This window comes from Winslowiella sp. 2C04 (genome assembly GCF_050037805.1).
Taxonomy (GTDB): Bacteria; Pseudomonadota; Gammaproteobacteria; order Enterobacterales; family Enterobacteriaceae; genus Erwinia; species Erwinia toletana_A.
Genome location: NZ_CP188300.1, coordinates 4761157 through 4785892 on the forward strand (window position 1 = coordinate 4761157; position 24736 = coordinate 4785892).

The 24736-nt window shown below is 51.4% G+C and carries 23 protein-coding genes and 1 pseudogene; 8 read left to right on the forward strand and 16 right to left on the reverse strand.

Annotated features, from left to right (window positions below; genetic code table 11):
• Positions 1-79 precede the first annotated feature (79 nt).
• Positions 80-889 (reverse strand): sugar-phosphatase, encoded by an 810-nt coding sequence (gene yidA / locus ACP3TC_RS21660; protein WP_313857840.1) that lies wholly within the window; start codon positions 887-889, stop codon positions 80-82.
• Positions 890-1198: 309 nt separating this feature from the next.
• On the opposite strand from yidA, the gene ACP3TC_RS21665 reads away from it, so the two are divergent.
• Positions 1199-1921, forward strand: coding sequence for a response regulator transcription factor (locus ACP3TC_RS21665; protein ID WP_313854702.1), 723 nt, complete (start codon positions 1199-1201; stop codon positions 1919-1921).
• A 51-nt stretch (positions 1922-1972) separates the two neighbouring features.
• Here ACP3TC_RS21665 and gyrB read toward each other — a convergent pair whose 3' ends face one another.
• From gyrB to dnaA, 4 genes are all read right to left on the reverse strand, one after another.
• Entirely contained in the window at positions 1973-4381 is a 2409-nt protein-coding gene (gene gyrB / locus ACP3TC_RS21670; protein WP_313854701.1) for a DNA topoisomerase (ATP-hydrolyzing) subunit B, read from the reverse strand.
• A 17-nt stretch (positions 4382-4398) separates the two neighbouring features.
• Positions 4399-5484 carry a DNA replication/repair protein RecF gene (gene recF, locus ACP3TC_RS21675; RefSeq protein ID WP_426817245.1) on the reverse strand — a complete coding sequence of 362 codons (1086 nt, stop codon included), beginning with the start codon at positions 5482-5484 and terminating at the stop codon, positions 4399-4401.
• A gap of 161 nt (positions 5485-5645) precedes the next feature.
• Entirely contained in the window at positions 5646-6746 is a 1101-nt protein-coding gene (dnaN, locus tag ACP3TC_RS21680) for a DNA polymerase III subunit beta (protein ID WP_313854699.1), read from the reverse strand.
• Between the two features lie 4 nt (positions 6747-6750).
• Complete coding sequence (gene dnaA, locus ACP3TC_RS21685; RefSeq protein WP_313854698.1) at positions 6751-8148, reverse strand: chromosomal replication initiator protein DnaA; 1398 nt, start codon at positions 8146-8148, stop codon at positions 6751-6753.
• Positions 8149-8751: 603 nt separating this feature from the next.
• Between dnaA and rpmH the strand changes: the two genes are divergently transcribed.
• The 5 genes from rpmH to mnmE all read left to right on the forward strand — a co-directional run bounded on the left by rpmH (position 8752) and on the right by mnmE (position 12634).
• On the forward strand, positions 8752-8892 hold the full coding sequence (rpmH, locus tag ACP3TC_RS21690) for a 50S ribosomal protein L34 (protein ID WP_003849659.1): 141 nt from the start codon (positions 8752-8754) through the stop codon (positions 8890-8892).
• 15 nt (positions 8893-8907) lie between these two features.
• Positions 8908-9267 (forward strand): ribonuclease P protein component, encoded by a 360-nt coding sequence (rnpA, locus tag ACP3TC_RS21695; protein WP_052901083.1) that lies wholly within the window; start codon positions 8908-8910, stop codon positions 9265-9267.
• A complete protein-coding gene (yidD, locus tag ACP3TC_RS21700) occupies positions 9231-9488 on the forward strand; it encodes a membrane protein insertion efficiency factor YidD (protein ID WP_072133237.1) in 258 nt (85 codons plus the stop codon). Before rnpA ends, yidD begins: the two co-directional genes overlap by 37 nt.
• A 2-nt stretch (positions 9489-9490) precedes the next feature.
• Positions 9491-11137 carry a membrane protein insertase YidC gene (gene yidC / locus ACP3TC_RS21705; protein WP_313854695.1) on the forward strand — a complete coding sequence of 549 codons (1647 nt, stop codon included), beginning with the start codon at positions 9491-9493 and terminating at the stop codon, positions 11135-11137.
• Between the two features lie 132 nt (positions 11138-11269).
• Entirely contained in the window at positions 11270-12634 is a 1365-nt protein-coding gene (mnmE, locus tag ACP3TC_RS21710; protein ID WP_313854694.1) for a tRNA uridine-5-carboxymethylaminomethyl(34) synthesis GTPase MnmE, read from the forward strand.
• 115 nt (positions 12635-12749) lie between these two features.
• Here the strand turns inward: mnmE and ACP3TC_RS21715 are convergent, their stop codons facing one another.
• From ACP3TC_RS21715 to ACP3TC_RS21725, 3 genes and pseudogenes are all read right to left on the reverse strand, one after another.
• Positions 12750-13490 (reverse strand): hypothetical protein, encoded by a 741-nt coding sequence (locus ACP3TC_RS21715; protein WP_426818316.1) that lies wholly within the window; start codon positions 13488-13490, stop codon positions 12750-12752.
• 201 nt (positions 13491-13691) lie between these two features.
• A pseudogene (locus ACP3TC_RS21720) lies at positions 13692-13838 on the reverse strand (RHS repeat-associated core domain-containing protein); the annotation flags it as partial.
• Positions 13839-14049: 211 nt separating this feature from the next.
• A complete protein-coding gene (locus ACP3TC_RS21725) occupies positions 14050-15216 on the reverse strand; it encodes a glycosyltransferase family 9 protein (RefSeq protein WP_426817246.1) in 1167 nt (388 codons plus the stop codon).
• A gap of 301 nt (positions 15217-15517) precedes the next feature.
• Between ACP3TC_RS21725 and ACP3TC_RS21730 the strand changes: the two genes are divergently transcribed.
• A complete protein-coding gene (locus ACP3TC_RS21730; protein WP_313854689.1) occupies positions 15518-16258 on the forward strand; it encodes a 4'-phosphopantetheinyl transferase family protein in 741 nt (246 codons plus the stop codon).
• Positions 16259-16321: 63 nt separating this feature from the next.
• On the opposite strand, the gene ACP3TC_RS21735 is transcribed toward ACP3TC_RS21730, so the two are convergent.
• Both ACP3TC_RS21735 and ACP3TC_RS21740 read right to left on the reverse strand, forming a co-directional pair.
• Positions 16322-17635, reverse strand: coding sequence for an NCS2 family permease (locus tag ACP3TC_RS21735; RefSeq protein ID WP_313854688.1), 1314 nt, complete (start codon positions 17633-17635; stop codon positions 16322-16324).
• A complete protein-coding gene (locus ACP3TC_RS21740; RefSeq protein WP_313854687.1) occupies positions 17601-17777 on the reverse strand; it encodes a hypothetical protein in 177 nt (58 codons plus the stop codon). Before ACP3TC_RS21740 ends, ACP3TC_RS21735 begins: the two co-directional genes overlap by 35 nt.
• Positions 17778-17845: 68 nt before the next feature.
• On the opposite strand from ACP3TC_RS21740, the gene yieH reads away from it, so the two are divergent.
• Positions 17846-18508, forward strand: a complete 663-nt coding sequence (gene yieH / locus ACP3TC_RS21745) for a 6-phosphogluconate phosphatase (protein ID WP_313854685.1) — start codon at positions 17846-17848, stop codon at positions 18506-18508.
• Positions 18509-18550: 42 nt separating this feature from the next.
• Here the strand turns inward: yieH and ACP3TC_RS21750 are convergent, their stop codons facing one another.
• The 6 genes from ACP3TC_RS21750 to pstS all read right to left on the reverse strand — a co-directional run bounded on the left by ACP3TC_RS21750 (position 18551) and on the right by pstS (position 24492).
• Positions 18551-19789 (reverse strand): MFS transporter, encoded by a 1239-nt coding sequence (locus tag ACP3TC_RS21750; protein ID WP_313854684.1) that lies wholly within the window; start codon positions 19787-19789, stop codon positions 18551-18553.
• Positions 19790-19944: 155 nt separating this feature from the next.
• On the reverse strand, positions 19945-20679 hold the full coding sequence (gene phoU, locus ACP3TC_RS21755; protein ID WP_313854683.1) for a phosphate signaling complex protein PhoU: 735 nt from the start codon (positions 20677-20679) through the stop codon (positions 19945-19947).
• Positions 20680-20695: 16 nt separating this feature from the next.
• Entirely contained in the window at positions 20696-21469 is a 774-nt protein-coding gene (pstB, locus tag ACP3TC_RS21760; RefSeq protein ID WP_313854682.1) for a phosphate ABC transporter ATP-binding protein PstB, read from the reverse strand.
• 44 nt (positions 21470-21513) lie between these two features.
• Positions 21514-22401, reverse strand: coding sequence for a phosphate ABC transporter permease PstA (pstA, locus tag ACP3TC_RS21765; protein WP_313854680.1), 888 nt, complete (start codon positions 22399-22401; stop codon positions 21514-21516).
• Positions 22398-23360: a phosphate ABC transporter permease PstC gene (gene pstC, locus ACP3TC_RS21770; RefSeq protein WP_313854679.1), complete on the reverse strand. Its 963-nt coding sequence runs from the start codon at positions 23358-23360 to the stop codon at positions 22398-22400. Before pstC ends, pstA begins: the two co-directional genes overlap by 4 nt.
• A gap of 91 nt (positions 23361-23451) precedes the next feature.
• A complete protein-coding gene (gene pstS, locus ACP3TC_RS21775; RefSeq protein WP_313854678.1) occupies positions 23452-24492 on the reverse strand; it encodes a phosphate ABC transporter substrate-binding protein PstS in 1041 nt (346 codons plus the stop codon).
• Positions 24493-24736: the final 244 nt, after the last annotated feature.

Sequence of the window (24736 nt, forward strand, 5' to 3'; positions counted from 1 at the left end):
GTCAGAGAATCAGCAAGCAGATTTCAGGTGGGATTACATAACGGGCCACGTGATGTGGCCCGGAAAAGAGAGCCAGAAACTACAGAACGAACTTCTCAATCGCGTGCGCGACGCCATCTTCCATATTGGTTTTCGTGACAAACTGGCTGATGGCTTTTACCGATTCGATGCCGTTACCCATCGCAATGCCGGTGCCAGCAAACTCCAGCATCGCCAGATCGTTCTCCTGATCGCCAATTGCCATCACTTCATCGCGTGACAGGCCCAGCCGATCGGCCAGCGCTTTAACACCTGCACCTTTATTCACCTGTTTATGCAGGATTTCCAGATAATAAGGCGCGCTTTTCAGAATGGTGTAGTTCTCGCGTGCTTCCTGCGGCAGGCGCTTAATCGCTTCATCCAGAACCTCTGGCGGATCGATCATCATTACTTTCGGAAAGGTCAGGCTACGGTCCATTTCTTCCACACTGCGATAGCGCAAAGGAATGCCGGTCATTGACGCCTCATGAATGGTAAATTCACTGATATCTTTATTGGCGGTATACAGCAGTGATTTATCCAGCGCCTGGAAATGAACGCCCAGCTGGCGAGAAAGCTGTTCAAAATAGAGGTAATCAGCAAAAGAGAGGGTAACTTCGGCGATACAGTCACCATTATCAGCACGCTGCACCAGCGCACCGTTATTGGTAATGCAGAACTGGCCTTCCTGCTGCAAATCCAGCTCCATCAGGTAACGTTGTACGCCGATAAAAGGTCGTCCGGTTGCCAGAACCACATGCACGCCTTTGTCCCGCGCCCGGCTGATCGCCTCTTTCACGCGCGGCGTAATCAGGTGTTGATGGTTAAGTAACGTGCCATCCATATCAATTGCAATCAGTTTTATCGCCATAACATCCTCGTCAGATAACGGTGTGTTAACCATGCTAGCGCGATCCCGCTCACATTGACCAGCGTGAATAATGCGAAATAAGTGACCAGCCTCTGATGCAGCGACAGCACCTTATTAATCAAAAATGATTAAAAAAATCCGCAAATTAAAATAAACAATAATTTGCACTGAGGAAAATAAAAATCTGTTAATTTCCCTAATCTTCACCGATATCTCACATAAGTTAAACAAAATGTGATAACTTGCAGTGATGAAGTTATGTACTATCTCCACTCGAGTTTGCAGGACGTAAGCACAGGCCAATGAGTGATGATGGGATCAAAAAAGATATTAATTGTGGAAAATGACAGCAACATTGCTGAACTTCTGCAACTTAATATACGCAACGGAGAATATGCAATCAGTCACGCGACTGATATGAATTCTGGCGTCTTGTTACTGGAACAGGGGGGCTGGGATGCCTTAATTTTAGATCTTATGTTACCGGGAGTGGATGGTCTGGAGATGTGCCGTCGCGCACGCCTGATGCCCCACTACACGCCGATTATTATTATCAGCGCACACTCCAGCGAGGTTCATCGCGTTTTAGAACTGGAGCTGGGTGCGGATGATTACCTGACCAAACCCTTTTCGATGCTGGAACTGATGGCACGCATCAAAGCCCTGTTTCGTCGTCAGGAAGCGATGACGACCAATCTGCGCAGAGAAACGGGAAAACTCAATATCGCCGATCTGACAATCGACCCGATTTCGCGTGAAGTGCAGCTGCTTCAGCGTAATATCGATCTGACGCCACGTGAGTTTGATCTGCTCTACCATTTTGCTAAAAATCCCGGAAAGGTATTTTCCCGTCTGAATCTGCTGAATCAGGTGTGGGGTTATCAGCATGATGGCTACGAGCATACGGTGAATACCCATATCAACCGGCTGCGGATGAAAATCGAGGCCAATCCGGCTGCTCCTGAACGTATTCTTACCGTGTGGGGTAAAGGCTATAAATTTGTTTTACCGCCTTCGGAAATGCAGGAGTAAAAAAAAAGGAACGGCAATTGCCGTTCCTTTTAATTCACATTGCAGCAGATATTAAATATCGATATTCGCTGCTCTCAGCGCATTTTCTTCGATAAATGCACGACGTGGTTCAACCGCATCACCCATCAGGGTGGTGAACAGCTGGTCAGCCGCAATGGCGTCTTTAACCGTCACGCGCAGCATACGACGGCTGTCCGGATCCATGGTGGTTTCCCACAGCTGATCCGGGTTCATCTCACCCAGACCTTTATAGCGCTGCACTGACAGCCCACGGCGTGACTCTTTCACCAGCCACTCAAGCGCCTGCTCAAAGCTGGCAATTGGCTGACGACGTTCACCGCGTTCGATAAATGCGTCTTCCTCAATCAGGCCACGCAGTTTTTCACCCAGGGTACAGATTTTGCGATATTCGCCACCCAGCATAAATTCGTTATCCAGCGGGTAATCGGTATCAACACCGTGGGTACGAATGCGCAGTACCGGTTCAAACAGATGCAGTTCACGATTTTCACGCACTACCGCATTGTAGGTGCTGCCGTGCTGCTCTTTCTCATTGAGGTAAATCACCAGGCTTTCGATCCAGCTCTGCACCGCAGCTTCGTTACTGAGATCGTTTAAGGTTGGGTGATAAATCAGTGAGTTAAGTAACGCAACCGGGAAACGACGTTCCATACGCTTAATCATTTTCTGCGTACTGTTGAACTCAGCGACCAGCGTTTCCAGCTGCTCACCGCCCAGTGCAGGGGCATCGGCATTGGTGTGCAACGTTGCACCGTCCAGCGCAATCGAAATCTGGTACTGGTCCATTGCTTCGTCGTCTTTAATATACTGTTCTTGCTTGCCTTTCTTCACTTTGTACAGCGGTGGCTGAGCGATATATACGTGACCACGCTCAACAATTTCCGGCATCTGACGATAGAAGAAGGTCAACAGCAGCGTACGGATGTGCGAGCCATCGACGTCGGCATCGGTCATGATGATAATGCTGTGATAGCGCAGCTTGTCCGGATTGTATTCGTCGCGGCCAATACCGCAGCCCAGCGCGGTGATCAGCGTGGCAACTTCCTGCGAAGACAGCATTTTGTCGAAACGCGCTTTTTCTACGTTAAGGATTTTACCCTTTAGCGGCAGAATCGCCTGGTTCTTACGGTTACGACCCTGCTTGGCGGAACCGCCTGCAGAATCACCCTCCACCAGGTAGATTTCAGACAGTGCCGGATCGCGTTCCTGACAATCCGCCAGTTTGCCTGGCAGACCAGCCAGGTCCAGCGCGCCTTTACGGCGGGTCATTTCACGCGCACGACGCGCAGCTTCACGGGCGCGCGCGGCATCAATAATTTTACCGACGACAATTTTGGCATCGGACGGGTGTTCCAGCAGATATTCAGCCAGCAGTTCGTTCATCTGCTGCTCAACCGCAGATTTCACTTCAGAAGAGACCAGTTTATCTTTGGTCTGTGAAGAGAATTTCGGATCCGGTACTTTAACGGATACCACAGCAATCAGGCCTTCACGCGCATCGTCACCGGTAGCGCTGACTTTGGCTTTCTTGCTGTAGCCTTCTTTATCCATATAGGCGTTCAGCGTACGCGTCATCGCCGCACGGAAGCCCGCAAGGTGAGTACCACCATCGCGCTGTGGAATGTTGTTAGTAAAGCAGTAGATATTTTCCTGGAAACCATCATTCCACTGCAACGCCACTTCCACACCAATGCCATCTTTTTCAGTAGAGAAATAGAAGACGTTCGGATGGATAGGCGTTTTGTTTTTGTTCAGATATTCAACGAACGCCTTGATACCACCTTCGTAATGGTAATGGTCGTTCTTACCGTCACGCTTATCTTCCAGACGAATCGAGACGCCGGAGTTCAGGAAGGAGAGTTCACGCAGACGTTTTGCCAGGATCTCATATTCGAAATCAATGACGTTGGTAAAGGTTTCGTGGCTTGGCCAAAAACGCACGCGGGTACCGGTGGCCTCTGTTTCGCCAGACACTGCCAGCGGCGATTGTGGCACACCGTGCACGTAAGTCTGCTGATGAACTTTGCCATCGCGACGAATGGTCAGCTCCAGCTTTTGCGACAGGGCGTTAACCACTGAGACGCCCACGCCATGCAGGCCGCCGGACACTTTATAGGAGTTGTCATCAAACTTACCGCCAGCATGCAGTACGGTCATAATGACTTCAGCAGCAGAAATACCTTCTTCTTCATGGATGCCGGTCGGAATACCACGGCCATCATCCTGCACGGAGACAGAGTTATCAGCATGAATTGTAACGATAATATCGCTACAGTGCCCGGCGAGTGCTTCGTCGATGGCGTTATCCACAACCTCGAATACCATGTGATGCAGACCGGTGCCGTCATCCGTATCGCCGATATACATGCCCGGGCGTTTGCGTACCGCATCAAGCCCTTTCAGGACTTTGATACTTGAGGAGTCATAAGAATTCGACATCAACGTTTCTCGCTCATTTAATCTTCAGGTTGAACTGCTATTTTACCTTGTTCTACGTGGAACATCTTGCCCTTTTCATCAGTCATATCGATGACGTGTTCCGCACCGATGGCACTGACAAAAACCTGGGCCTGAGTGGCCTTCAGACGCGCCGCTAACAGGCGGCGGCGACTCTCGTCCAGCTCAGAGGCAAAATCATCTATCAGATACAGGCAACGTCGCCCGTTCTGTCGGGTAAGGAACTCACCCTGCGCCAGGCGTAAAGCGCACATCAGCAGCTTTAATTGCCCGCGTGACAGTAAGTCTTCCACCGGCGTCCCTTCGGCACGAATGCGAAAATCCGCTTTGTGCGGGCCGCTGGCGGTATAAGTTAAGGCACGATCGCGCTCAAACTGCCTTTCCAGCAGCTCGGCATAATCGCTCTCTTTGTCCCAGCCGCGCTGAAAAGAGAAGCTCAGTTGAAACTCAGGCAAAAATTGCGCGCAGGTGGCGGTAATATCCGCCGCGATCGCTTCACTGTATGCTGCACGCCAGCGGCTTATCTGCTCCGCCAGCGGTGCCAGTTCCTGATCCCAGGCACGAATTTGTTGATAACGTGACACCTGACGCAGCGCGGCATTACGCTGTTTCAACAGGCGGCGCAGGTTACTCCAGGCGGTAAAAAATCCTGGCTCATTGTGAAAACATCCCCAGTCAATGTAGGCACGGCGATACTTCGGCCCGCCATTGAGTAGGGTAAAACCTTCGGGCGTAATCAGCTGCATTGGCAACATTTGCGCCAGCTCGGCCACTTTATGGCCATCGCTGCCGTCAATACGCACTTTACTGTCACCCTGGCGATTTTTAGTCAGCCCAACCGACATTTCACGTTCGGCTCCGTCGATACGGCCATGCAGGACAAATGCATCCTGCTCGTGGCGAATGACGCGTCCGGCTTGCAGGCTGCGAAAGGCGCGGCCATGGCCAAGGGTATAGATGGCTTCAAGCACGCTGGTTTTGCCGCTACCATTGGCGCCAACTAAAAAGTTAAAACCGGGGGCAAGCGCGAGATCCGCATTTTCAATATTGCGGAAATCTTTGATAAGAAGGCGGGTTAAAGCCATAGAAGAAACAACTCCGCAGGTGAATCAGTCACCCACTCCGATTCTGGGCATCAGCGTCGCAGCCGGTTTGCGTCCGGCCAGCGGCAGCCCCACAGCGTACCTGAGTACGGCGAGCACTGCCCGGACGCAAAATGGCAAGTAAGCCCGATATATTTCACCCACTACAGGCGCATCGGCATAACCACATAGGCCGCCGACTGGCTGGCCGCATCTTCGATCTGCACGCTGGAAACCGAATCGGTCAGCAGTAAACGCACGTTTTCACATTTCAGCGCGTTCAGCACATCCAGCACGTAACTGACGTTAAAGCCAATTTCCAGATCGGTGCCGCCATAAGTGACGTCGAGTATCTCTTCCGCTTCTTCCTGTTCGGGATTATTCGCGGTAATTTTCAGCTGATTTTCGCTGATATAGAGGCGAACGCCACGGAACTTCTCATTGGAGAGGATCGCAGCACGGGCAAACGCCTGCTTAAGCAGATCGCAGCCAGCATCCAGCGTTTTATCCGGATTTTTCGGCAGTACGCGACGATAATCAGGGAAACGACCATCCACCAGTTTGGAGGTGAAAATAAAGTCACCGACATGCGCGCGGATGTTATTACTGCCGATCTGCACCTGCAATGGCGTCTCACCGCCGTCCAGCAGACGGACCAGCTCAATCACCCCTTTACGCGGCACGATCACCGAATGGTTTGGTAATGCCTGACCAATCGGCATTGAACAAACCGCCAGACGGTGACCATCGGTTGCCACGGTACGCAGTTCTTCACCTTCGGTTTCGAACAGCATACCGTTCAGGTAATAGCGAACGTCCTGATGCGCCATTGAAAACTGTGTGGCTTCAATCAGGCGCTTCAACGTAGCCTGTGGCAGCGTGAATTCAACTTCACTTTGCCAGTCATCCAGGTTCGGAAAGTCGCTGGCAGGCAGCGTCGACAGTGAAAAACGGCTACGCCCTGAGCGCACCAGCATTCTGTCGCCTTCCAGCACCACGGTGATTTCTGCGCCTTCCGGCAAGCCGCGGCAGATATCAAAAAATTTGCGCGCCGGTACGGTGGTTGCGCCCGGCTCGTGCGGCTGCGCCAGCGCCACGCGCGCTACCATTTCCATTTCTAAATCTGTACCGGTTAACAGCAGGCTGCCTTCATTAACCTGCAACAGCAGGTTACCAAGAATAGGCAGCGTTGGGCGGCCACCTAACGGGCTGCTGACTTGCTGTAACGGTTTGAGTAAATGCTCACGTTCTACAATAAATTTCATAGCGTCAGGAAGATAATGTTCTGATTAAATTTGAGAAATCTTCTTTAATGTCGTGACTCTCTTCGCGTAGCTGCTCGATTTTACGGCAGGCATGCAGCACGGTCGTGTGGTCGCGACCCCCGAAAGCATCACCGATTTCCGGCAAACTGTGGTTGGTCAGCTCTTTAGCCATCGCCATCGCCATCTGACGCGGACGCGCCACTGAACGAGAACGACGCTTGGAAAGCAGATCGGCCACCTTGATTTTGTAATACTCGGCCACCGTCTTCTGAATATTGTCGATGGTAACCAGTTTTTCCTGCAGCGCCAGCAGATCGCGCAGCGCTTCACGCACGAAATCGATAGTGATCGCGCGGCCAGTAAAGTTGGCGTTGGCAATCACACGGTTCAGTGCCCCTTCCAGCTCACGTACGTTGGAACGCAGACGCTTGGCAATGAAGAACGCCACTTCACCCGGCAGGCGAATGTCATTTTCGTCGGCTTTCTTCATCAGAATCGCCACGCGCGTTTCCAGCTCAGGCGGCTCGATAGCGACCGTTAATCCCCAGCCGAAGCGCGACTTCAGACGATCTTCCACGCCGTTGATCTCTTTTGGATAGCGATCCGACGTCAGAATGATCTGCTGATTACCTTCCAGCAGGGCATTAAAGGTATGGAAAAACTCTTCCTGCGAGCGCTCTTTATTCGCGAAGAACTGAATGTCATCGATCAGCAGCGCATCGACAGAGCGATAATAGCGCTTGAACTCTTCAATCGCATTATTTTGCAGCGCTTTCACCATATCCTGCACAAAGCGCTCGGAATGCATATACACCACTTTGGCATTGGGCTTGCGCGCCATGATGCCATTACCTACCGCGTGCAGCAGGTGAGTTTTACCCAGGCCGGTACCGCCATAAAGGAACAGCGGGTTATAGGCACCACCGGGATTATCGGCAACCTGACGTGCGGCGGCACGCGCCAGCTGGTTCGATTTACCTTCGACGAAGTTATCGAAGTTATGTTTGGTATTGACGTTCGAGCGGTAAGAAAGCTCCGCAGGAGCCGGTACGTTGTCCCAGCTTGGGCGTGAAGGTGCCGGACGCACGCCTGCCGGAGCAGGTGGCGCGCTGACGCTGGCGGTCGCCGCCACCGGTTGACTGATGATTTGAGTCACAGGCTTACTGCCAACTTCAAAACGCAGCAATGGCGCATCCGTGCCACAAAATTCATTTAATAGTCCGTTGATATTATTCAGATATTTATCACGAACCCAGTCGAGTACAAACCGGTTAGGTGCATACAAGGCCAGTGTATTGTCATTCAGTTCGGCCTGTAGCGGGCGTATCCACATGCTGAATTCTGTGGCAGGTAGCTCATCCTGCAGGCGGGCAAGACACTGTTGCCAAAGCGAAAGTGACACGGCGGACTCCACTCGAACAAAATCGATAAGAAAAAAGGCGCTGAAACGATAAATTCATCATTGTTGACGCATGCAGACGATACGCATACGAACCGCTATCTGCGGTTAATCCCGACCACGATCGCTGTTTGGATCGTTAGCGGAAGGGCGGATCATAGCGCAAAGCGCGTCAGAGATCTTCACTTTCTACACAGTTTTTATCCATTTTATCCACAGGACAAGATAGCGGGGATAAGTTTACGCCAACCCGCTCAAAAGGCATTCAGGATCGTCTGCATTCAATGATTTTTCTCGGTGGCATCACGTTATTACCGCAAAATCTTTGCAATCGATCACGATTAGATCCTGGTCGATCCTTGCGCTTTATAATGGACGCCGTATAATTCTCGCCCCGACGTGTTGCGCTCAGGCCCGATTTGGCTGGTTTTACGGGTCAACCCGGGATATCCAGGACGTGACTTAATGCGAAGTAAATTGACTCTGGACTGTACAATTATTACAATCCCGCCTCTTTATTAAAGACACACTGAGGCGTCGGTCGTTTTACTGGCCCATAAACGCGTCACCAAGTGAAATTTTTTTCAAGTTTAGGTAGAAATCGCCATGAAACGCACTTTTCAACCGTCCGTACTGAAGCGCAACCGTTCTCACGGCTTCCGTGCTCGTATGGCAACTAAAAATGGTCGTCAGGTCCTGGCACGTCGTCGTGCTAAAGGCCGTTCTCGTCTGACCGTTTCTAAGTAATAAAGCTAACCCTGAGTGGTTAAGCTCGCATTTCCCAGGGAGTTACGTTTGTTAACTCCCACTCATTTCACTTTCGTCTTCCAGCAGCCACAACGGGCTGGCATGCCGCAAATTACTATTCTCGGCCGCCTTAATCAGCTGGGGCATCCCCGCATCGGTCTTACCGTCGCTAAAAAAAATGTTAAGCGTGCGCATGAGCGTAACCGGATCAAGCGATTGACCCGCGAAAGCTTTCGCCTGCGACAACACGAACTCCCCGCAATGGATTTTGTGGTAGTGGCGAAGAAAGGGGTGGCTGAACTGGATAATCGTGCGCTGGCGGAAGCGTTGGAGAAATTATGGCGTCGTCACTGTCGCCTGGCTCGCGGCTCCTGATTGCGCTGATTCGCGTCTATCAACGCGTCATCAGTCCGCTGTTAGGACCCCACTGTCGTTTTCATCCTACCTGTTCTCAATACGGTATTGAGGCATTGCGCAGGTTTGGAATGATAAAAGGCAGTTGGTTGACGATGAAACGCGTATTAAAATGCCATCCTTTGAACCCGGGTGGCGACGATCCGGTGCCGCCAAAAACCGACGATAACAGAGAACATTAACGATGGATTCGCAACGCAATCTTTTTCTCATCGCTTTTCTGTTCGTGTCTTTTATGATCTGGCAAGCCTGGCAGACGGACAACGCTCCGCAGCCACAGCAGACTCAGACCACACAGAACACGACCAGCGCTGCCGGTGATGCCGCCAATCAGGGCGTTCCTGCCAGCGGCCAGGGTAAGACGATCACCGTTAAGACCGATGTGCTGTCTTTAAATATCAACACGCGTGGTGGTGATATCGATCAGGCCCAGCTGCTGACTTACCCGGACAAACTGGGTTCCTCACAGCCTTTCCTGCTGCTGGAAACTACGCCATCTTTCCTGTATCAGGCGCAAAGCGGCCTGACTGGTCGTAACGGCCCGGACAACCCAGCTAATGGTGCACGTCCGCTGTTTACCACCGAACAGGATCACTTCGAACTGGCCGAAGGTCAGAACGAGTTGCGTATTCCGATGACTTACACGGCGGAAAACGGCGCGGTATACACCAAAATCTTCGTTCTGAAGCGCGGTGAATATGCGATTAACGTCGATTACCAGGTGAACAACACCACGGAGCAGCCGCTGGAAGTCTCCATGTTTGGTCAGTTGAAGCAGACTATCGACTTACCTAAGCATCGTGATACCGGTAGCAACAACTTTGCATTACATACTTTCCGCGGTGCGGCTTACTCCACCAGCGAAGAGAAGTATGAAAAATACAAATTTGACACAATCGCGGATAACGAAAACCTGAGCACCACAACCTCTAACGGTTGGGTCGCAATGCTGCAGCAGTACTTTGCTACCGCATGGGTTCCACGTACCGCCGGTACCAACACGCTGTATACCGCTAACCTGGGTAACGGTGTGGCCGCTATCGGCTACAAATCTGCGCCTGTCACTATTGCGCCAGGTTCACAGCAGAATCTTGCGGCAACCCTGTGGGTTGGACCGGAAATTCAGGATCAGATGGCGGCAGTTGCCCCTCACCTTGATCTGACCGTGGATTACGGCTGGTTATGGTTTATCTCTCAGCCGCTGTTCAAACTGCTGAAGTTTATCCATAGCTTTGTGGGTAACTGGGGTGTCTCAATCATCATCATCACCTTCATCGTGCGCGGCATCATGTACCCGCTGACCAAAGCGCAGTACACCTCGATGGCGAAAATGCGCATGCTGCAGCCAAAAATGCAGGCGATGCGTGAGCGTTTAGGTGATGACAAACAGCGTATGAGTCAGGAGATGATGGCGCTGTACAAAGCGGAGAAGGTTAACCCACTGGGTGGCTGCTTCCCGCTGATTATTCAGATGCCAATCTTCCTGGCGCTGTATTACATGCTGATGGGCTCAGTAGAACTGCGTCATGCGCCGTTCGCACTGTGGATTCATGACCTTTCTGCGCAGGACCCGTACTACATCCTGCCGATCCTGATGGGTGTGACGATGTACTTCATCCAGAAGATGTCACCAACCACCGTGACCGATCCAATGCAGCAGAAGATCATGACCTTTATGCCGGTTATCTTCACCGTGTTCTTCTTGTGGTTCCCGTCAGGTCTGGTGCTGTACTACATCGTCAGTAACCTGGTAACCATTCTCCAGCAGCAGCTGATTTATCGCGGCCTGGAAAAACGTGGCCTGCACAGCCGCGACAAGAAAAAAGCGTAATTCGAAACGAATTACCGCATAAATCGCCGAGGCGGCGTTCTCGCCGCCCGTGCTAAACATCAGCACAGTGATTACTATATTAAGGCGGTCAATTGACCGCCTTATTTTTTTGCATCAAACAGAGAGTGAATCATGAGCCATAGCGATACGATCGTAGCCCAGGCGACACCTCCGGGACGCGGTGGCGTCGGTATCCTGCGCGTTTCTGGTGCCAAAGCCGCCGAAGTTGCACAACAGCTGCTGGGCAAACTGCCTAAACCTCGTTACGCCGACTACCTGCCATTTCGTGATGCCGAAGGTAACGCGCTTGATCAGGGTATTGCGCTGTGGTTCCCAGGCCCAAACTCCTTTACCGGCGAAGACGTGCTGGAGCTGCAAGGTCATGGCGGGCCGGTGATTCTCGATCTGCTGCTGAAGCGCATCGTGGCACTGCCCGGTGTGCGAATCGCTCAGCCCGGCGAGTTTTCTGAACGCGCCTTTCTGAATGACAAGCTCGATTTAGCCCAGGCTGAAGCGATTGCCGACCTGATTGATGCCAGTTCAGAGCAGGCCGCACGCTCGGCGCTGAACTCACTACAGGGCGCTTTTTCCGCGCGCGTAAATCATTTAGTGGAAGCACTTACTCACCTGCGAATCTACGTCGAAGCGGCTATCGACTTCCCGGATGAAGAGATCGACTTCCTGTCGGACGGTAAGATTGAGGCGCAGTTACATACGGTGATTGCCGATCTCGACGCGGTACGTGCTGAAGCGCGTCAGGGCAGCCTGCTGCGTGAAGGAATGAAGGTGGTGATCGCCGGGCGTCCTAATGCCGGAAAATCCAGCTTGCTCAATGCATTAGCGGGGCGTGAAGCGGCGATTGTTACTGATATCGCCGGTACGACGCGCGATGTCTTACGCGAACATATCCATATCGACGGGATGCCACTGCATATCATTGATACTGCTGGCTTACGTGAAGCCAGCGATGAAGTTGAGCGCATCGGTATTGAGCGGGCGTGGAAAGAAATTGAACAGGCCGATCGGGTACTGTTTATGGTCGATGGCACCACCACCGATGCCACTGAACCGGCACAAATCTGGCCTGATTTTATTGCCCGATTGCCCGCCAGTCTGCCGATTACCGTGGTGCGTAATAAAGCCGACGTGACCGAAGAGCAGCTGGGTATCACAGAAGTGAACAATCACTCACTTATTCGCCTTTCGGCGCGCACCGGTGACGGCATTGATCTGCTGCGTGACCATCTGAAACAGAGCATGGGCTTTGCCGGCAATATGGAAGGCGGTTTCCTCGCGCGTCGCCGCCACTTGCAGGCGCTGGAGCTGGCCGCTGAGCACTTACAGCAGGGTAAACATCAGCTGTTAGGCGCCTGGGCCGGTGAATTGCTGGCTGAAGAGCTGCGGCTGGCACAGCAGGCGTTAAGTGAAATCACCGGCGAATTTACCTCTGATGACCTGCTGGGGCGCATTTTCTCCAGCTTCTGTATTGGTAAATAAACCGCTTGCCGGAAAAGTTAGTTAGTACCTACCAACCCGAATTAACGGCCTGTTAGTTCGGGTTTTTATCGCCATCTCCAGGCGTGATTTCACTCCCGGTCTGCGGTACATCCGCTCAGCGAAATTGGCCCAACCATGCTTCTTTAAATAAACTGTCGGCATGGTCTGCACTTATCCAGAGATCGGAGGTATTGAAACCGCGATCGCCAAAAGGCCCGGCTATCGGCACGCCATTCTCGTATGCATCGATACCATAGGTCAGCATCAGCTCATCAGACAGGGGATTGATGCCTGCACGGTATAACTGAGAGGGCGTGGTGAAGGGATGCATTCCCAAAGCAATTTCCCTTACCCGATAAAGATACAGAGGATTGATATCTTCAACTTCCGTCAACTCTGCGGTATTGAGCGATACAACCGCGACTCTTCCAAAGCTTTTTTGCGGTAAAAGCTTTGAAAGATCCATTAAATGATCTTCAACTCCCCGAAACATCGTCGTAGAAGTAACACGTAGCCTGTCTAAATCTCTGCCAGATAAGCTATTCAGTACCAATCTAAAATCGTCAGGATGATTTTGTGCAAACTTTTCCAGCGTGTGTCGGGTGGCATTTTCCAGATGCCCTGCATTAGCGTTTAAAGTGCTTGCTGTAACAGCTCTGCCTTCACCCTCCATCATCAGCCCGCCAAATGGCCTGCTGGCGCTACCTTTCAGCAGAGCAGCCAGCGATTTTGCCTGCGGAGCCAGCCCGGAGACGGCGGCTGAGATCAGTCCGCTTACTATTCCTGTCGCCAGAGCTGCCCATCCCAGTACCGCCGCCGCTTTCAGATCAAAATTTTCGACGAACTGCTGTGCCATGGCCAGGCCCGCAGACATCATACCGCTGACTGCCGACACCGCTGAAAGTGATAAGGCCAGCGATGTCCCGCCTGATAACGGGGTAAACAGCGCCCCGAGAACGATACCGGTCGCGATTCCCAGCCAGCCGAGAAAACTGTGATGCCCACCGGGGTCAGACCGGTTTATCGGATCGCCTGCACAGTAGGCATACGGATTAACGCCACCAGCGCCAAAGGGGCTCAGGCTGTCCGGACAATTAAAGCGCATCAACAGCGGACTATATTCGCGGTAGCCGTTTCCCAAATGCGTGGTACCGCTAACGGGATCAAACCGTTGACCGTTAAACCTCAATATATTTTGGCTCATCAATGCTGCCCCATTTGAAAAAAGTTTTCAGAGGCGTATTTCTATCCCATAAATTAACATAAAAGAAAAATAATAATTAATCATTGCAATATTATTTATAAAAATAATTTCTCTCATACTTCGCCGTGATGGCTAACTATTATCACACCTGATCACATTCATGGTCAGGACAGAATACTGGCATTCCTGACCATGAATATTTTATTACTCGTTACAGGGCTTGCTGTTTATCGTCTAACAACCCTCTTTTATCTATCTCCTGCATAATAAGCTCAGGAATATTCTCTCCTCTGGCCATCATTCTGTGCTGAACAATGATCTGACTGGCATTGTCATAACCGGGTGCCCATAAATCATTATTATCGACGACATTTTTGTAAACTGAGATAAGGGGTTTTTCCCATGCCGCCGAGATGTGCACGATTGAAGTATCTGGCGAGATGATAAGATCGGCTTCATGAATCAATGCCATAACGTGATGTAATGATCCAAACGGATTAATAACAACATTCTCTGGCAAAGAAATAGTTATCTCTTTTCGATGATCAAGCAAGATAACTTTAACATCAGAATAGGACTCATTGAGAAGCTCAATGATTTCGGCTAGTTGCTCTTGAGAGAAACACCTCTCCGGGCTTCCGGTGAAAATATTGATAATCACCTTTTTCTGATTACCCAGCGATGCAAGGTATTCTCTTACTTCGTTAAGTATACTGTCAGGCAGATGCAATTTGTAGGGACGCAGCTTGATTGGGTTCAGTTGCATACAGTCTGCAATCAACGACACTGCCGTGGTGACATGCTCTGTCCCACTTTTGAAGTGAAGTGACTTGCTGTAATGATTAATAACACGCCACTTATTAAATCCGAGTACTGACTTGCCGTTAATTTCGCGTAAGAGTCGCATACGGTGCACGGGCGTGTCGAAGAGCGAGGGATCAATAACCAGATCATAATTATTTTTATTCATGGCTTTAATTGCTGACTCTGGCACAGTATGGCTATATCTCTTCAGGTAGACTTCTGCACTACCATCGTCTGCTTCATAGATATTTCTGACATAGGGGTTATATTTCATCACCGCACTACTGGACTTAGTCAACAATATATCAACTTCGTAGCCCGCGTCATAAAGACTTTTAACAAGCGGAGAATAAACCACCATGTCGCCGATCGTACCTTCATTACGTAGCAGTAGCACGGTTTTAACAGAATTTATATCAAATACACTTTTTTTACGCGTATCCCAAATGATTTTAGCAATGTAAACTTTAATGTTTAACCTTACTTCTTTCAGGTAATAGTTCCGCCGCCTGTTCCATTCTCTTATTTTCCTGAAACGCCCTTTTGAGATTGAAATATCCAGATCCTTACTCAAAGCCAACCTCCATATAATAGATAAAATCTGATAAATTATTAAACTGGCTAAGTATAATGAATTACTCATGTTAATTCTATATTGGGTCAGGCTTGAGATGAGAAGCCGCCTCAGCCGCCCTCCGATCACCGCCAGCTTCAGTATGCGTGTGACGCTGATGTTAGTCCTGATACAGCTCTCAGCCAGCGCACCCTGTCATTATTCCTAATTTGAGTAACCAGACAGAAAGTCGGGTGAAATTTCTTCAGAAAATTCTTACAATAAGGAAAGTGATTATCCGACCATTTTCATGGAGCGACAGATGGCAAGTCATTTTGTACGCTGGACGCTGGTCCAGAGTCCGGCACGTTTACAACGTTTACCTCAGAAATTAATAGAAGATTCCTGGAGTCATAACGACAAACGTCGTATGCGTTTTCTTGCCGCTCGCGTACTGCTGGCCGAACTGATGCTACGTGTTTATGGCATGCAACAACTTCCCGCCTTGATTTCCATGAGCAGCGGTCGTCCCTGCTTTGCCGATCCCGATCTGCCCGACTTCAGCATCTCCTATGCCGGTAACCAGGTCGGCGTGTTACTGGCGGAAGAAGGTGGCCGCGCCGGGCTCGATATGGAAATTGTGCGCGCTCATAGCCGCCAGACGGTGGAAAATCAGCGGCAGTGCCTGACTTCAGGTGAAAAGGCGTGGATTAATGCGCAACATGATGCTGTCGAAGCGGCAACACAGATCTGGACCCTGCGCCAGTGCGTACTGAAACTGAGCGGTGAAGGCCAGCGCAATATCGATTCCTTACGTCTTCATCCGGCTTCCGGCCGCCTGCGTTCAGCCGCCTTTCCTGATATTCAGGCAATCTGCGATGTTGATCCGCTACTGGTGTGGTCATGTGCGCTGTCGCCGGGCACCGAACGCCTGCGCCTGTGGGAATATGATGAGATCAACGGCTGGCTGGCCCTGCGCGATATTGAAGTGAACAAACCTAATATCGGGCCACGCGCGCTGCGCCTGACCAGCATGCCGCAGGAACGTCAGCTACAGCATTAAATAAAAAAGTGGCCGCAGTATCACTCTGCGGCCACCCGTTCTTAATGATTATCGCCGGAAAATTTAGTGGCCGTCGATAAACACAATCTTCAGTACAAACAGCAGCGCCACCACCACAACACACGGGCTGATCTCACGCCAGCGTCCGGTACCCGCCTTCATCACACAGTATGAAATAAAGCCCAGCGCAATACCTTCAGTGATGGAGAAACTGAACGGCATCATTGCGGCAGTAACAAATGCCGGAACCGCTTCGGTCAGATCGTCCCACTTAACGCGAGCCAGGCTGGAGGTCATCAGCACACCAACGTAGATCAGCGCACCGGCTGCAGCATAGGCTGGCACCATCGCCGCCAGCGGCGAGAGGAAAATCACCAGCAGGAATAACAGACCGGTAACGACTGCCACCAGCCCGGTACGGCCGCCAATGGAAACGCCGGAAGAGCTTTCAATGTATGCGGTAACGGAAGAGGTACCGATAAATGAGCCGGCTACTGAGCTGACGCTGTCGACATATAGTGCCTGCTTCATGCGCGGAAACTTGCCATTCTCATCAGCTAAACCCGCTTTATCGGTTACACCAATCAGCGTTCCCGAGGAGTCGAACAGGTTCACCAGCATAAAGGAGAAGATGATGCCAGCCATACCGATATTCAGCGAACCGGCGAGGTCAACCTGGCCAATCACCGAAGTTACCGAAGGTGGCGCAGAGAAAATACCGTTGTACTGCACATCGCCAAGCGCCATACCGATCAGCGTGGTGACCACAATCGAAACCAGCACCGCCACGTGAATGTTACGCGAGGCGAGAATGGCGATGATAAAGAAGCCCAGCGCACCCAGCAGCACGCTGTGTGAAGTCAGATCGCCAACCGCCACCAGCGTATCCGCATTTGGTACCACGATACCGGCATTTTTCAGGCCGATCATCGCAATTAACAGGCCAATACCGCTGCTGATACCGACGCGCAGGCACAGCGGAATATTGGCAATCATCCAGTAGCGCACGCGGAAAATTGTCAGCAGCAACAGGCCAACCGCGCCCCAGAAGATGGCACCCATACCGGTCTGCCATGAAACGCCCATCGCGCCCACCACCACAAAGGCGAAGAAAGCGTTCAGCCCCATCGCCGGTGCCAGCGCCACCGGTAAGTTAGCCACCAGCCCCATCAGAATACTGCCGAACGCGGCAATCAGACAGGTGGTGACAAACACCGCTTGCGTATCCATGCCAGCAACACCAAGGATCTGCGGGTTCACAAAAACGATATACACCATAGTCAGAAAAGTGGTGCATCCCGCGATCACTTCGGTACGTACCGTGGTGCCATGCTCTTGCAGTTTAAACAGGCGCTGCAATATACCTTGTTTGCTCATTATCAGATTCCGAACGAATGGAAAAATGGTCGACGGCTATCCTATACCAAAACGTCGCTTTTTGATGCGGATCGCCGTGATTTTTCGCAACCGATTGCGCTGTTTTTACCGGTTTATCGCCGCCATTAACCGTAATTGACATTTCTGGTCGCATTCCTGACACAGTTAGTTAAAGTGGAGTGACATCTTCTGACAAAAAGGACAGGCGCGATGAGTATTGAATGTGTATTTTTTGATTGTGACGGCACGCTGGTCGACAGTGAGCTGATCTGCACCCAATCTTACGTTAATACCTTTGCGCAGTATGGCGTAACCCTATCCCTACAGACGATGTTTGAGAAATACAAAGGGGTAAAACTGTATGACATTATCGACGATGTCTGTGCTGAACATCAGCTGAATGCGCCGGTCGATGAACTTGAGACTGCCTATCGGCAGGAGGTCGCCAGACTATTTGATGCCGAACTCAAACCGATTACGGGCGCGCAGCAGCTGCTTAAGCAGATAACGGTTCCGATGTGTGTGGTGTCTAATGGTACGGTGAAAAAAATGCAGCATTCACTTGGTCTGACCGGGATGCTGTCGCATTTTGATGACCGGTTGTACAGCGGCTACGATATTGCGCGCTGGAAACCCGATCCTGATCTGATGTTCCACGCCGCAGATAAGATGCAGATACCGATTGAGCGATGCATTCTGGTGGATGATTCTGAAGCGGGTGCAAAAGCGGGAATTGCGGCGGGGATTCCGGTGTTTTATTACTGTGCTGATAGCCATAATCAGCCGCTCGATCATCCGCTGGTTACGGCGTTTGATGATATGGCACAGCTGCCGGCATTATGGCAGGCGCGCGGCTGGTCAATAACCGCATAACGCTGTCAGGGAGGCACAATCACTCCCTGACAATACAGAAAATTAACCAATCGCCCCTAACGCATCATCATTACCCTGACGCTTCGGTATCAAAAACAGCGTGGCGATAATATCCAGCAGATAGATCAGCGCTAACAGCGTTATCGCTGCAACAAATGACCACTGAGAGACCAGCAAGCCAATCACCAGCGGTCCAAAACCGCCGACGCCGCGGCCAAGATTAAATAACACATTTTGCGCCGTGGCGCGTGCCTGGACCGGATAAGTGTCGGAAATCAGCGCGCCGTAGCCGCCAATCATACCGTTAACGAACATTCCCATAATCGCACCGGTGAACAGCATAACCATCGGATCGCGCAGCTGGGCATATACCACCACCATAATCACCGCACCAAACTGGTAAATCAGGAAAATTTTCCAGCGGGCAAAGCGATCGGCCAATACGCCAAACAGCCAGATACCAAACGTCATCCCCACGACGGTAACGGCGGTCCATAAGCCGGATTTGGTCAGTGAAAAACCAAAGTTGGAAGAGAGATAGCTTGGCATCCAGATCATCAGGCCGTAATAACCGAAGTTTTGTACCGAGCAGAGAATCAGAATGCCGAGGCTGGCTTTGGTAGTTTGCGCGTCCCTGAACAGCAACTTAAGCCGCGTGATAAATGACAGCGAAGGGGTGTTATCAACCTGGCGCGTAAAGGCCTCGGGCTCGCCCATACCGCGACGAATGACAAACGACAATAACGCAGGGAGCAGGCCAACAAGAAACATGCCGCGCCAGCCAATAATATTCAGCAGCAGAGGAGTAATAAACGCCGCCAGCAATACGCCAAGCTGCCACCCCATTCCAACCCATGCCGACGCGCGGTTGCGCTTATTTGCTGGCCAGGCCTCAGCAATCAATGCCATACCAATACCAAATTCACCGCCAAGACCGACACCCGCCAACGTTCGGTAGATCAACAGATCCCAGTAACCCTGTGCTATCGCACACAGGCCGGTAAACAGCGAGAACATCAGAATCGTGAAGGTAAGCACGCGAATGCGGCCAAAACGATCGCTGAGATGACCAAAAATAATGCCACCTATCACCGCACCGATTAAGGTCCAGGTGACCAGCGAGCCCGCCTGGGACGGGCTGAGCGCCAGAGAAAAGCTGATAGCAGGTAGCATAAAGCCGAGGATAAGCAGATCAAAACCGTCCATGGCATAGCCACTTACGGCAGCGAGCATCGCTTTGCCAGGTGTGGCGCTGCGCTTCGCCTGAGGATTTGTCGACATCTTTCACAACCAGAAAGGGAAATTATGCGGCGAGTATATCGCACGAAAGAATCTGAAACACCGGGGAAGAGCCGTTTTCGGCCGCGGTGTTTCAACAGGCAGGATGCAAATTATCAGCACGGGCGGCGAGAAGCCGCCCGGACCGGTAGGGCCAATTATGCAGGGTTACTGCCGCCGTCTTCGCCAGCCAGCAGCTGATCAAGCCGATCGCCGCCAACATGACGGAAGTCCTGACCTTTAACGAAATAGAAGATAATTTCGCAAATATTCTGGCAGCGGTCGCCAATACGCTCGATGGCGCGGGCGCAGAACAACGCCGTCAGTACGCTTGGAATCGTGCGGGGATCTTCCATCATATAGGTCATCAGCTGGCGTACGATGCCTTCGTACTCCTGATCGACCTTCTTGTCTTCGCGATAGATCTGAATAGCCGCGTTCAGATCCATACGTGCGAAGGCATCCAGCACGTCATGCAGCATTTGCACGGTATGATGACCCAGTGACTCCAGGCTCACCAGCAGCGGCATATGCTGCTGGCCGAATTTCTCCAGCGCGGTGCGGCTGATTTTTTCCGCTACGTCGCCAATACGCTCCAGCTCAGAGATGGTCTTGATGATGGCCATCACCAGGCGTAAATCTATTGCGGTCGGCTGACGTTTGGCGATGATGCGCACGCAGGCTTCATCAATCTCCACTTCCATCATATTGACCTTGTGATCGCCCTCAATCACCTGTTTCGCCAGTTCGCCATCCTGGTTGTGCATCGCGGTAATGGCATCGGTGAGCTGTTTCTCAACCATGCCACCCATGATCATCACCTGAGTGCGAATATGCTCCAGCTCGGCATTGAACTGGCCGGAGATATGTTTGTTCAGATTTAAGTTATCCATGTTGTCTCCAGTCAAATCAGCCGTAACGCCCGGTAATATAGTCTTCAGTCTGTTTCTGATGCGGCTTCGTAAACAGCGTATCGGTATCACTGAATTCGATCAGCTCGCCGAGATACATAAACGCGGTGTGATCGGAGCAGCGTGCCGCCTGCTGCATATTGTGCGTTACGATCACCACGGTGTAATCCTGCTTCAGCTCAGTGATCAGCTCTTCGATACGTCCGGTTGAAATCGGGTCGAGTGCCGAGCAAGGCTCATCAAGCAGCAGCACTTCCGGACGAATGGCGATGCCACGCGCGATGCACAGACGCTGCTGCTGACCACCAGAGAGGCTGTAGCCACTCTGATGCAGTTTATCTTTGGTTTCATTCCACAGGGCCGCTTTCGTCAGCGCCCATTGTACGCGTTCATCCATGTCGGCACGCGACAGTTTTTCAAACAGGCGCACACCAAAAGCGATGTTGTCGTAAATAGACATCGGAAACGGCGTCGGCTTCTGAAACACCATGCCAACACGAGCACGCAGCAGGGCGATATCCTGATTAGCGGTCAAAATATTCTCGCCATCTAACAGGATTTCGCCTTCGGCGCGCTGCTCAGGATAGAGCGAGTACATCTTATTAAAGGTACGCAGCAGGGTGGATTTACCGCAGCCTGAGGGTCCGATAAATGCCGTTACCTGGTTTTTAGCGATATCCAGATTGATATTCTTCAGGGCATGGAATTTCCCGTAGTAGAAATTCAGATCGCGAACCTGCATTTTCCCGGGAGTGTTATTGACCATACTCATTCTCTTTCTCTCTTATTCAGCACCGCCGAAGCCGTGCTGTTCAATTAATGTTTGCTCTTAGCGAAGATGACACGTGCCAGAATGTTCAGTAACAGCACACAAAGCGTAATAATCAGCACGCCCGCCCAGGCCAGACTTTGCCACTCAGCAAACGGACTCATGGCGAACTTAAAGATGGTGACCGGCAGGTTAGCGATTGGCTGCATCATGTCGGTACTCCAGAACTGGTTCGACAATGAGGTAAACAGCAGCGGCGCGGTTTCACCGGCAATACGCGCAATCGCCAGCAGTACACCGGTAATAATGCCGGAGACTGACGCTTTCAGCGTAATAGCAGAAATCATTTTCCATTTTGGCGTACCGAGGGCATAGGCCGCTTCACGCAGGCTGTCCGGCACCAGCTTCAGCATGTTTTCGGTGGTGCGGATAACAATTGGCACCTGCAACAGCGCCAGCGCCAGCACACCAGCCCAGCCGGAGAAGTGCTGCATCTGGGCGACGACAATGGTGTAAACAAACAGACCGACCACAATCGACGGCGCTGAAAGCAGGATGTCGTTAATAAAGCGAATCACTTCGGCCAGCCACGATTTACGGCCATACTCAGCCAGATAGATACCCGCCATGATTCCTAACGGCGTACCAAACACCGTCGCCCACAGGATTAATAAGCCACTGCCGGCGAGGGCGTTAGCCAGACCGCCGCCCGGGGTGTTCGGTGGTGGCGTCATTTCAGTAAACAGCGCCAGCGACATGCCATCAATACCGCGGGTCACGGTGGAAAACAGAATCCACACCAGCCAGAACAGGCCGAAAGCCATGGTCAGCAAGGATAGCGTCAGCGCAATGCGGTTTTTCATCCGCCGCCACGCCTGCATCTTGCGACGGGAAGCGTCCAGTTCGGCGCGCGACTGCATTTCAAGAGTGGTCATGAGCGCGCTCCTTCACTTTTCGCCAAACGCATAACCATCAGTTTGGAACAGGCCAGTACGATAAAGGTAATCACAAACAGAATCAGTCCCAGCTCCATCAGTGCTGCGGTATGCAGGCCGGACTCAGCTTCAGCAAATTCGTTGGCCAGCGCCGAGGTAATACTGTTACCCGGTGCAAACAGCGAAACACTGTCGAGCTGGTAGGTGTTACCGATAATAAAGGTGACCGCCATGGTTTCACCCAGCGCACGTCCAAGCCCGAGCATCACGCCGCCAATCACGCCGTTTTTGGTGAAGGGCAACACAATGCGCCAGATAACTTCCCAGGTGGTGCAGCCAATACCGTAAGCAGACTCTTTCATCATCACCGGCGTCTGCTCAAACACATCACGCATTACCGAGGCAATATACGGAATAATCATGATGGCGAGGATCACACCGGCGGCAAGAATACCGATACCAAAGGCCGGCCCTTCAAACAGTGCGCCGACGATCGGTACACCCGAGAGCACATTGCCTACTGGCGTCTGGAAATATTCAGCAAACAGCGGAGCAAAGATAAACAGGCCCCACATGCCGTAAACGATGCTGGGGATCGCCGCCAGCAACTCAATCGCCACGCCGAGGGGGCGACGCAGCCAGCCAGGAGCCAGCTCGGTGAGGAACAGTGCGATGCCAAAGCTGACAGGTACGGCAATCAACAAGGCAATAAACGAAGTGACCAGCGTGCCATAAATCGGCACCAGCGCACCAAATTTCTCGTTTGGCGCATCCCACTCTTTTGTCCACAGGAAGGCGAAGCCGAATTTTTCAATGCTTGGCCATGAGGCGATAATCAATGAGACAATAATGCCGCCCAGCATCAATAACACTATCAGCGCAGCCAGTTTTACCAGCGCACTGAAGAGGATATCGCCCTGTTTGCCGGGGGCTTTGAATGTCGGCTTGGTAGCAGCCATAGAATTCTCGACGTTTTAAAATTTCAGGGGCGACAGCACTGCCGCCCGAAGTAAAGAGCGGAATAAATTTATCCGCCCCGGTTACATCTTGTTAGTACAGCGCTTTACCAGAACTGTCTTTAATGTTGGTCTTCCAGGCGGCACGAATCTGATCGGTAACTTCGGTTGGCAGTGGCGCATAATCCAGCGCGCTGGCTTCTTTTCCGCCATCTTTGTATGCCCAGTCAAAGAACTTCAGCACTTCAACTGCCTGTGCAGGCTTAGCCTGAGATTTGTGCAGCAGAATGAAGGTCGTTGAAGAGATTGGCCATGCATCATCACCTTTCTGGTTAGTCAGATCCTGAGCGAAAGTTTTGCTCCAGTCTGCGCCTTTTGCCGCATTGCTGAAACTTTCTTCGGTCGGGCTGACTGGCTTACCGTCGGCGCTAATCAGTTTGGTGTAGGCCAGGTTGTTCTGCTTGGCATAAGCGTACTCAACATAACCAATCGAGCCAGGCAGACGCTGAACAAAGGCGGCAATGCCGTCGTTACCTTTACCACCCAGACCGGTAGGCCAGTTTACGGTTGAACCCGCACCAACTTTCGATTTCCACTCTTCGTTAACTTTAGCCAGATAGCTGGTGAATACAAATGAGGTACCGGAACCATCAGCGCGGCGAACAACCGCAATATTGGTGTCAGGCAGTTTGACATCCGGGTTCAGCTTAACGATGGCGGCATCGTTCCACTTTTTAATTTTACCGAGATAGATATCACCGAGAGTTGCGCCGTCCAGCACCAGCTCGCCAGCTTTCAGACCCGGAATATTAACAGCCATAACCACGCCGCCGATCACCGTCGGAAACTGGAACAGGCCATCAGCATTTAATTTTTCGTCAGACAGCGGGGCATCAGAGGCACCAAAATCAACGGTTTTAGCAATAATCTGTTTTACACCACCCGATGAGCCGATACCTTGATAGTTGATTTTATTACCGGTTTCTTTCTGATAGGTATCTGCCCACTTGGCATACACCGGTGCCGGGAAGGTCGCACCCGCGCCAGTCAGGCTTGCTGCTGCCATGGCGGAAGCTGCACTCAGAGAAACGGTTGCTGCGACAATTCGAGCTAAGGTGCTATGCATCAGTGTCATATTCCCTCCGGGGGAGTAAAAGTCAGGCTTAACGCCGTTTTAATAAGATTATGTATAGCTGCAGGAGGGAAAATAGGACAGTTTGGTGACACTAAAATGTACGAATTATGACAGTTTTATGACAGAGAGCGCAGAAGCGAAAACAATGCCTTAATCAGGCTTTGATACGATTAATTCCCGAACAGACGAGTTTAGATAATGAATATGACATTTATGTTAACCACTTTATGCTAAATAATTATTT

Bases quoted from the DNA above. Each gene is read 5' to 3' on its own strand.
- recF (WP_426817245.1), bottom strand. From the start codon at position 5,484: ATGGCTTTAACCCGCCTTCTTATCAAAGATTTCCGCAATATTGAAAAT.
- pstA (WP_313854680.1), bottom strand. From the start codon at position 22,401: ATGACCACTCTTGAAATGCAGTCGCGCGCCGAACTGGACGCTTCCCGT.
- phoU (WP_313854683.1), bottom strand. From the start codon at position 20,679: ATGGATAACTTAAATCTGAACAAACATATCTCCGGCCAGTTCAATGCC.
- pstB (WP_313854682.1), bottom strand. From the start codon at position 21,469: ATGAGTATGGTCAATAACACTCCCGGGAAAATGCAGGTTCGCGATCTG.
- ACP3TC_RS21735 (WP_313854688.1), bottom strand. From the start codon at position 17,635: ATGAGCAAACAAGGTATATTGCAGCGCCTGTTTAAACTGCAAGAGCAT.
- ACP3TC_RS21740 (WP_313854687.1), bottom strand. From the start codon at position 17,777: ATGTCAATTACGGTTAATGGCGGCGATAAACCGGTAAAAACAGCGCAA.
- yidC (WP_313854695.1), top strand. From the start codon at position 9,491: ATGGATTCGCAACGCAATCTTTTTCTCATCGCTTTTCTGTTCGTGTCT.
- yidA (WP_313857840.1), bottom strand. From the start codon at position 889: ATGGCGATAAAACTGATTGCAATTGATATGGATGGCACGTTACTTAAC.
- pstS (WP_313854678.1), bottom strand. From the start codon at position 24,492: ATGACACTGATGCATAGCACCTTAGCTCGAATTGTCGCAGCAACCGTT.
- ACP3TC_RS21750 (WP_313854684.1), bottom strand. From the start codon at position 19,789: ATGTCGACAAATCCTCAGGCGAAGCGCAGCGCCACACCTGGCAAAGCG.
- gyrB (WP_313854701.1), bottom strand. From the start codon at position 4,381: ATGTCGAATTCTTATGACTCCTCAAGTATCAAAGTCCTGAAAGGGCTT.
- ACP3TC_RS21730 (WP_313854689.1), top strand. From the start codon at position 15,518: ATGGCAAGTCATTTTGTACGCTGGACGCTGGTCCAGAGTCCGGCACGT.
- yidD (WP_072133237.1), top strand. From the start codon at position 9,231: ATGGCGTCGTCACTGTCGCCTGGCTCGCGGCTCCTGATTGCGCTGATT.
- ACP3TC_RS21665 (WP_313854702.1), top strand. From the start codon at position 1,199: ATGATGGGATCAAAAAAGATATTAATTGTGGAAAATGACAGCAACATT.
- pstC (WP_313854679.1), bottom strand. From the start codon at position 23,360: ATGGCTGCTACCAAGCCGACATTCAAAGCCCCCGGCAAACAGGGCGAT.
- ACP3TC_RS21715 (WP_426818316.1), bottom strand. From the start codon at position 13,490: ATGGCACAGCAGTTCGTCGAAAATTTTGATCTGAAAGCGGCGGCGGTA.
- dnaN (WP_313854699.1), bottom strand. From the start codon at position 6,746: ATGAAATTTATTGTAGAACGTGAGCATTTACTCAAACCGTTACAGCAA.
- mnmE (WP_313854694.1), top strand. From the start codon at position 11,270: ATGAGCCATAGCGATACGATCGTAGCCCAGGCGACACCTCCGGGACGC.
- yieH (WP_313854685.1), top strand. From the start codon at position 17,846: ATGAGTATTGAATGTGTATTTTTTGATTGTGACGGCACGCTGGTCGAC.
- rpmH (WP_003849659.1), top strand. From the start codon at position 8,752: ATGAAACGCACTTTTCAACCGTCCGTACTGAAGCGCAACCGTTCTCAC.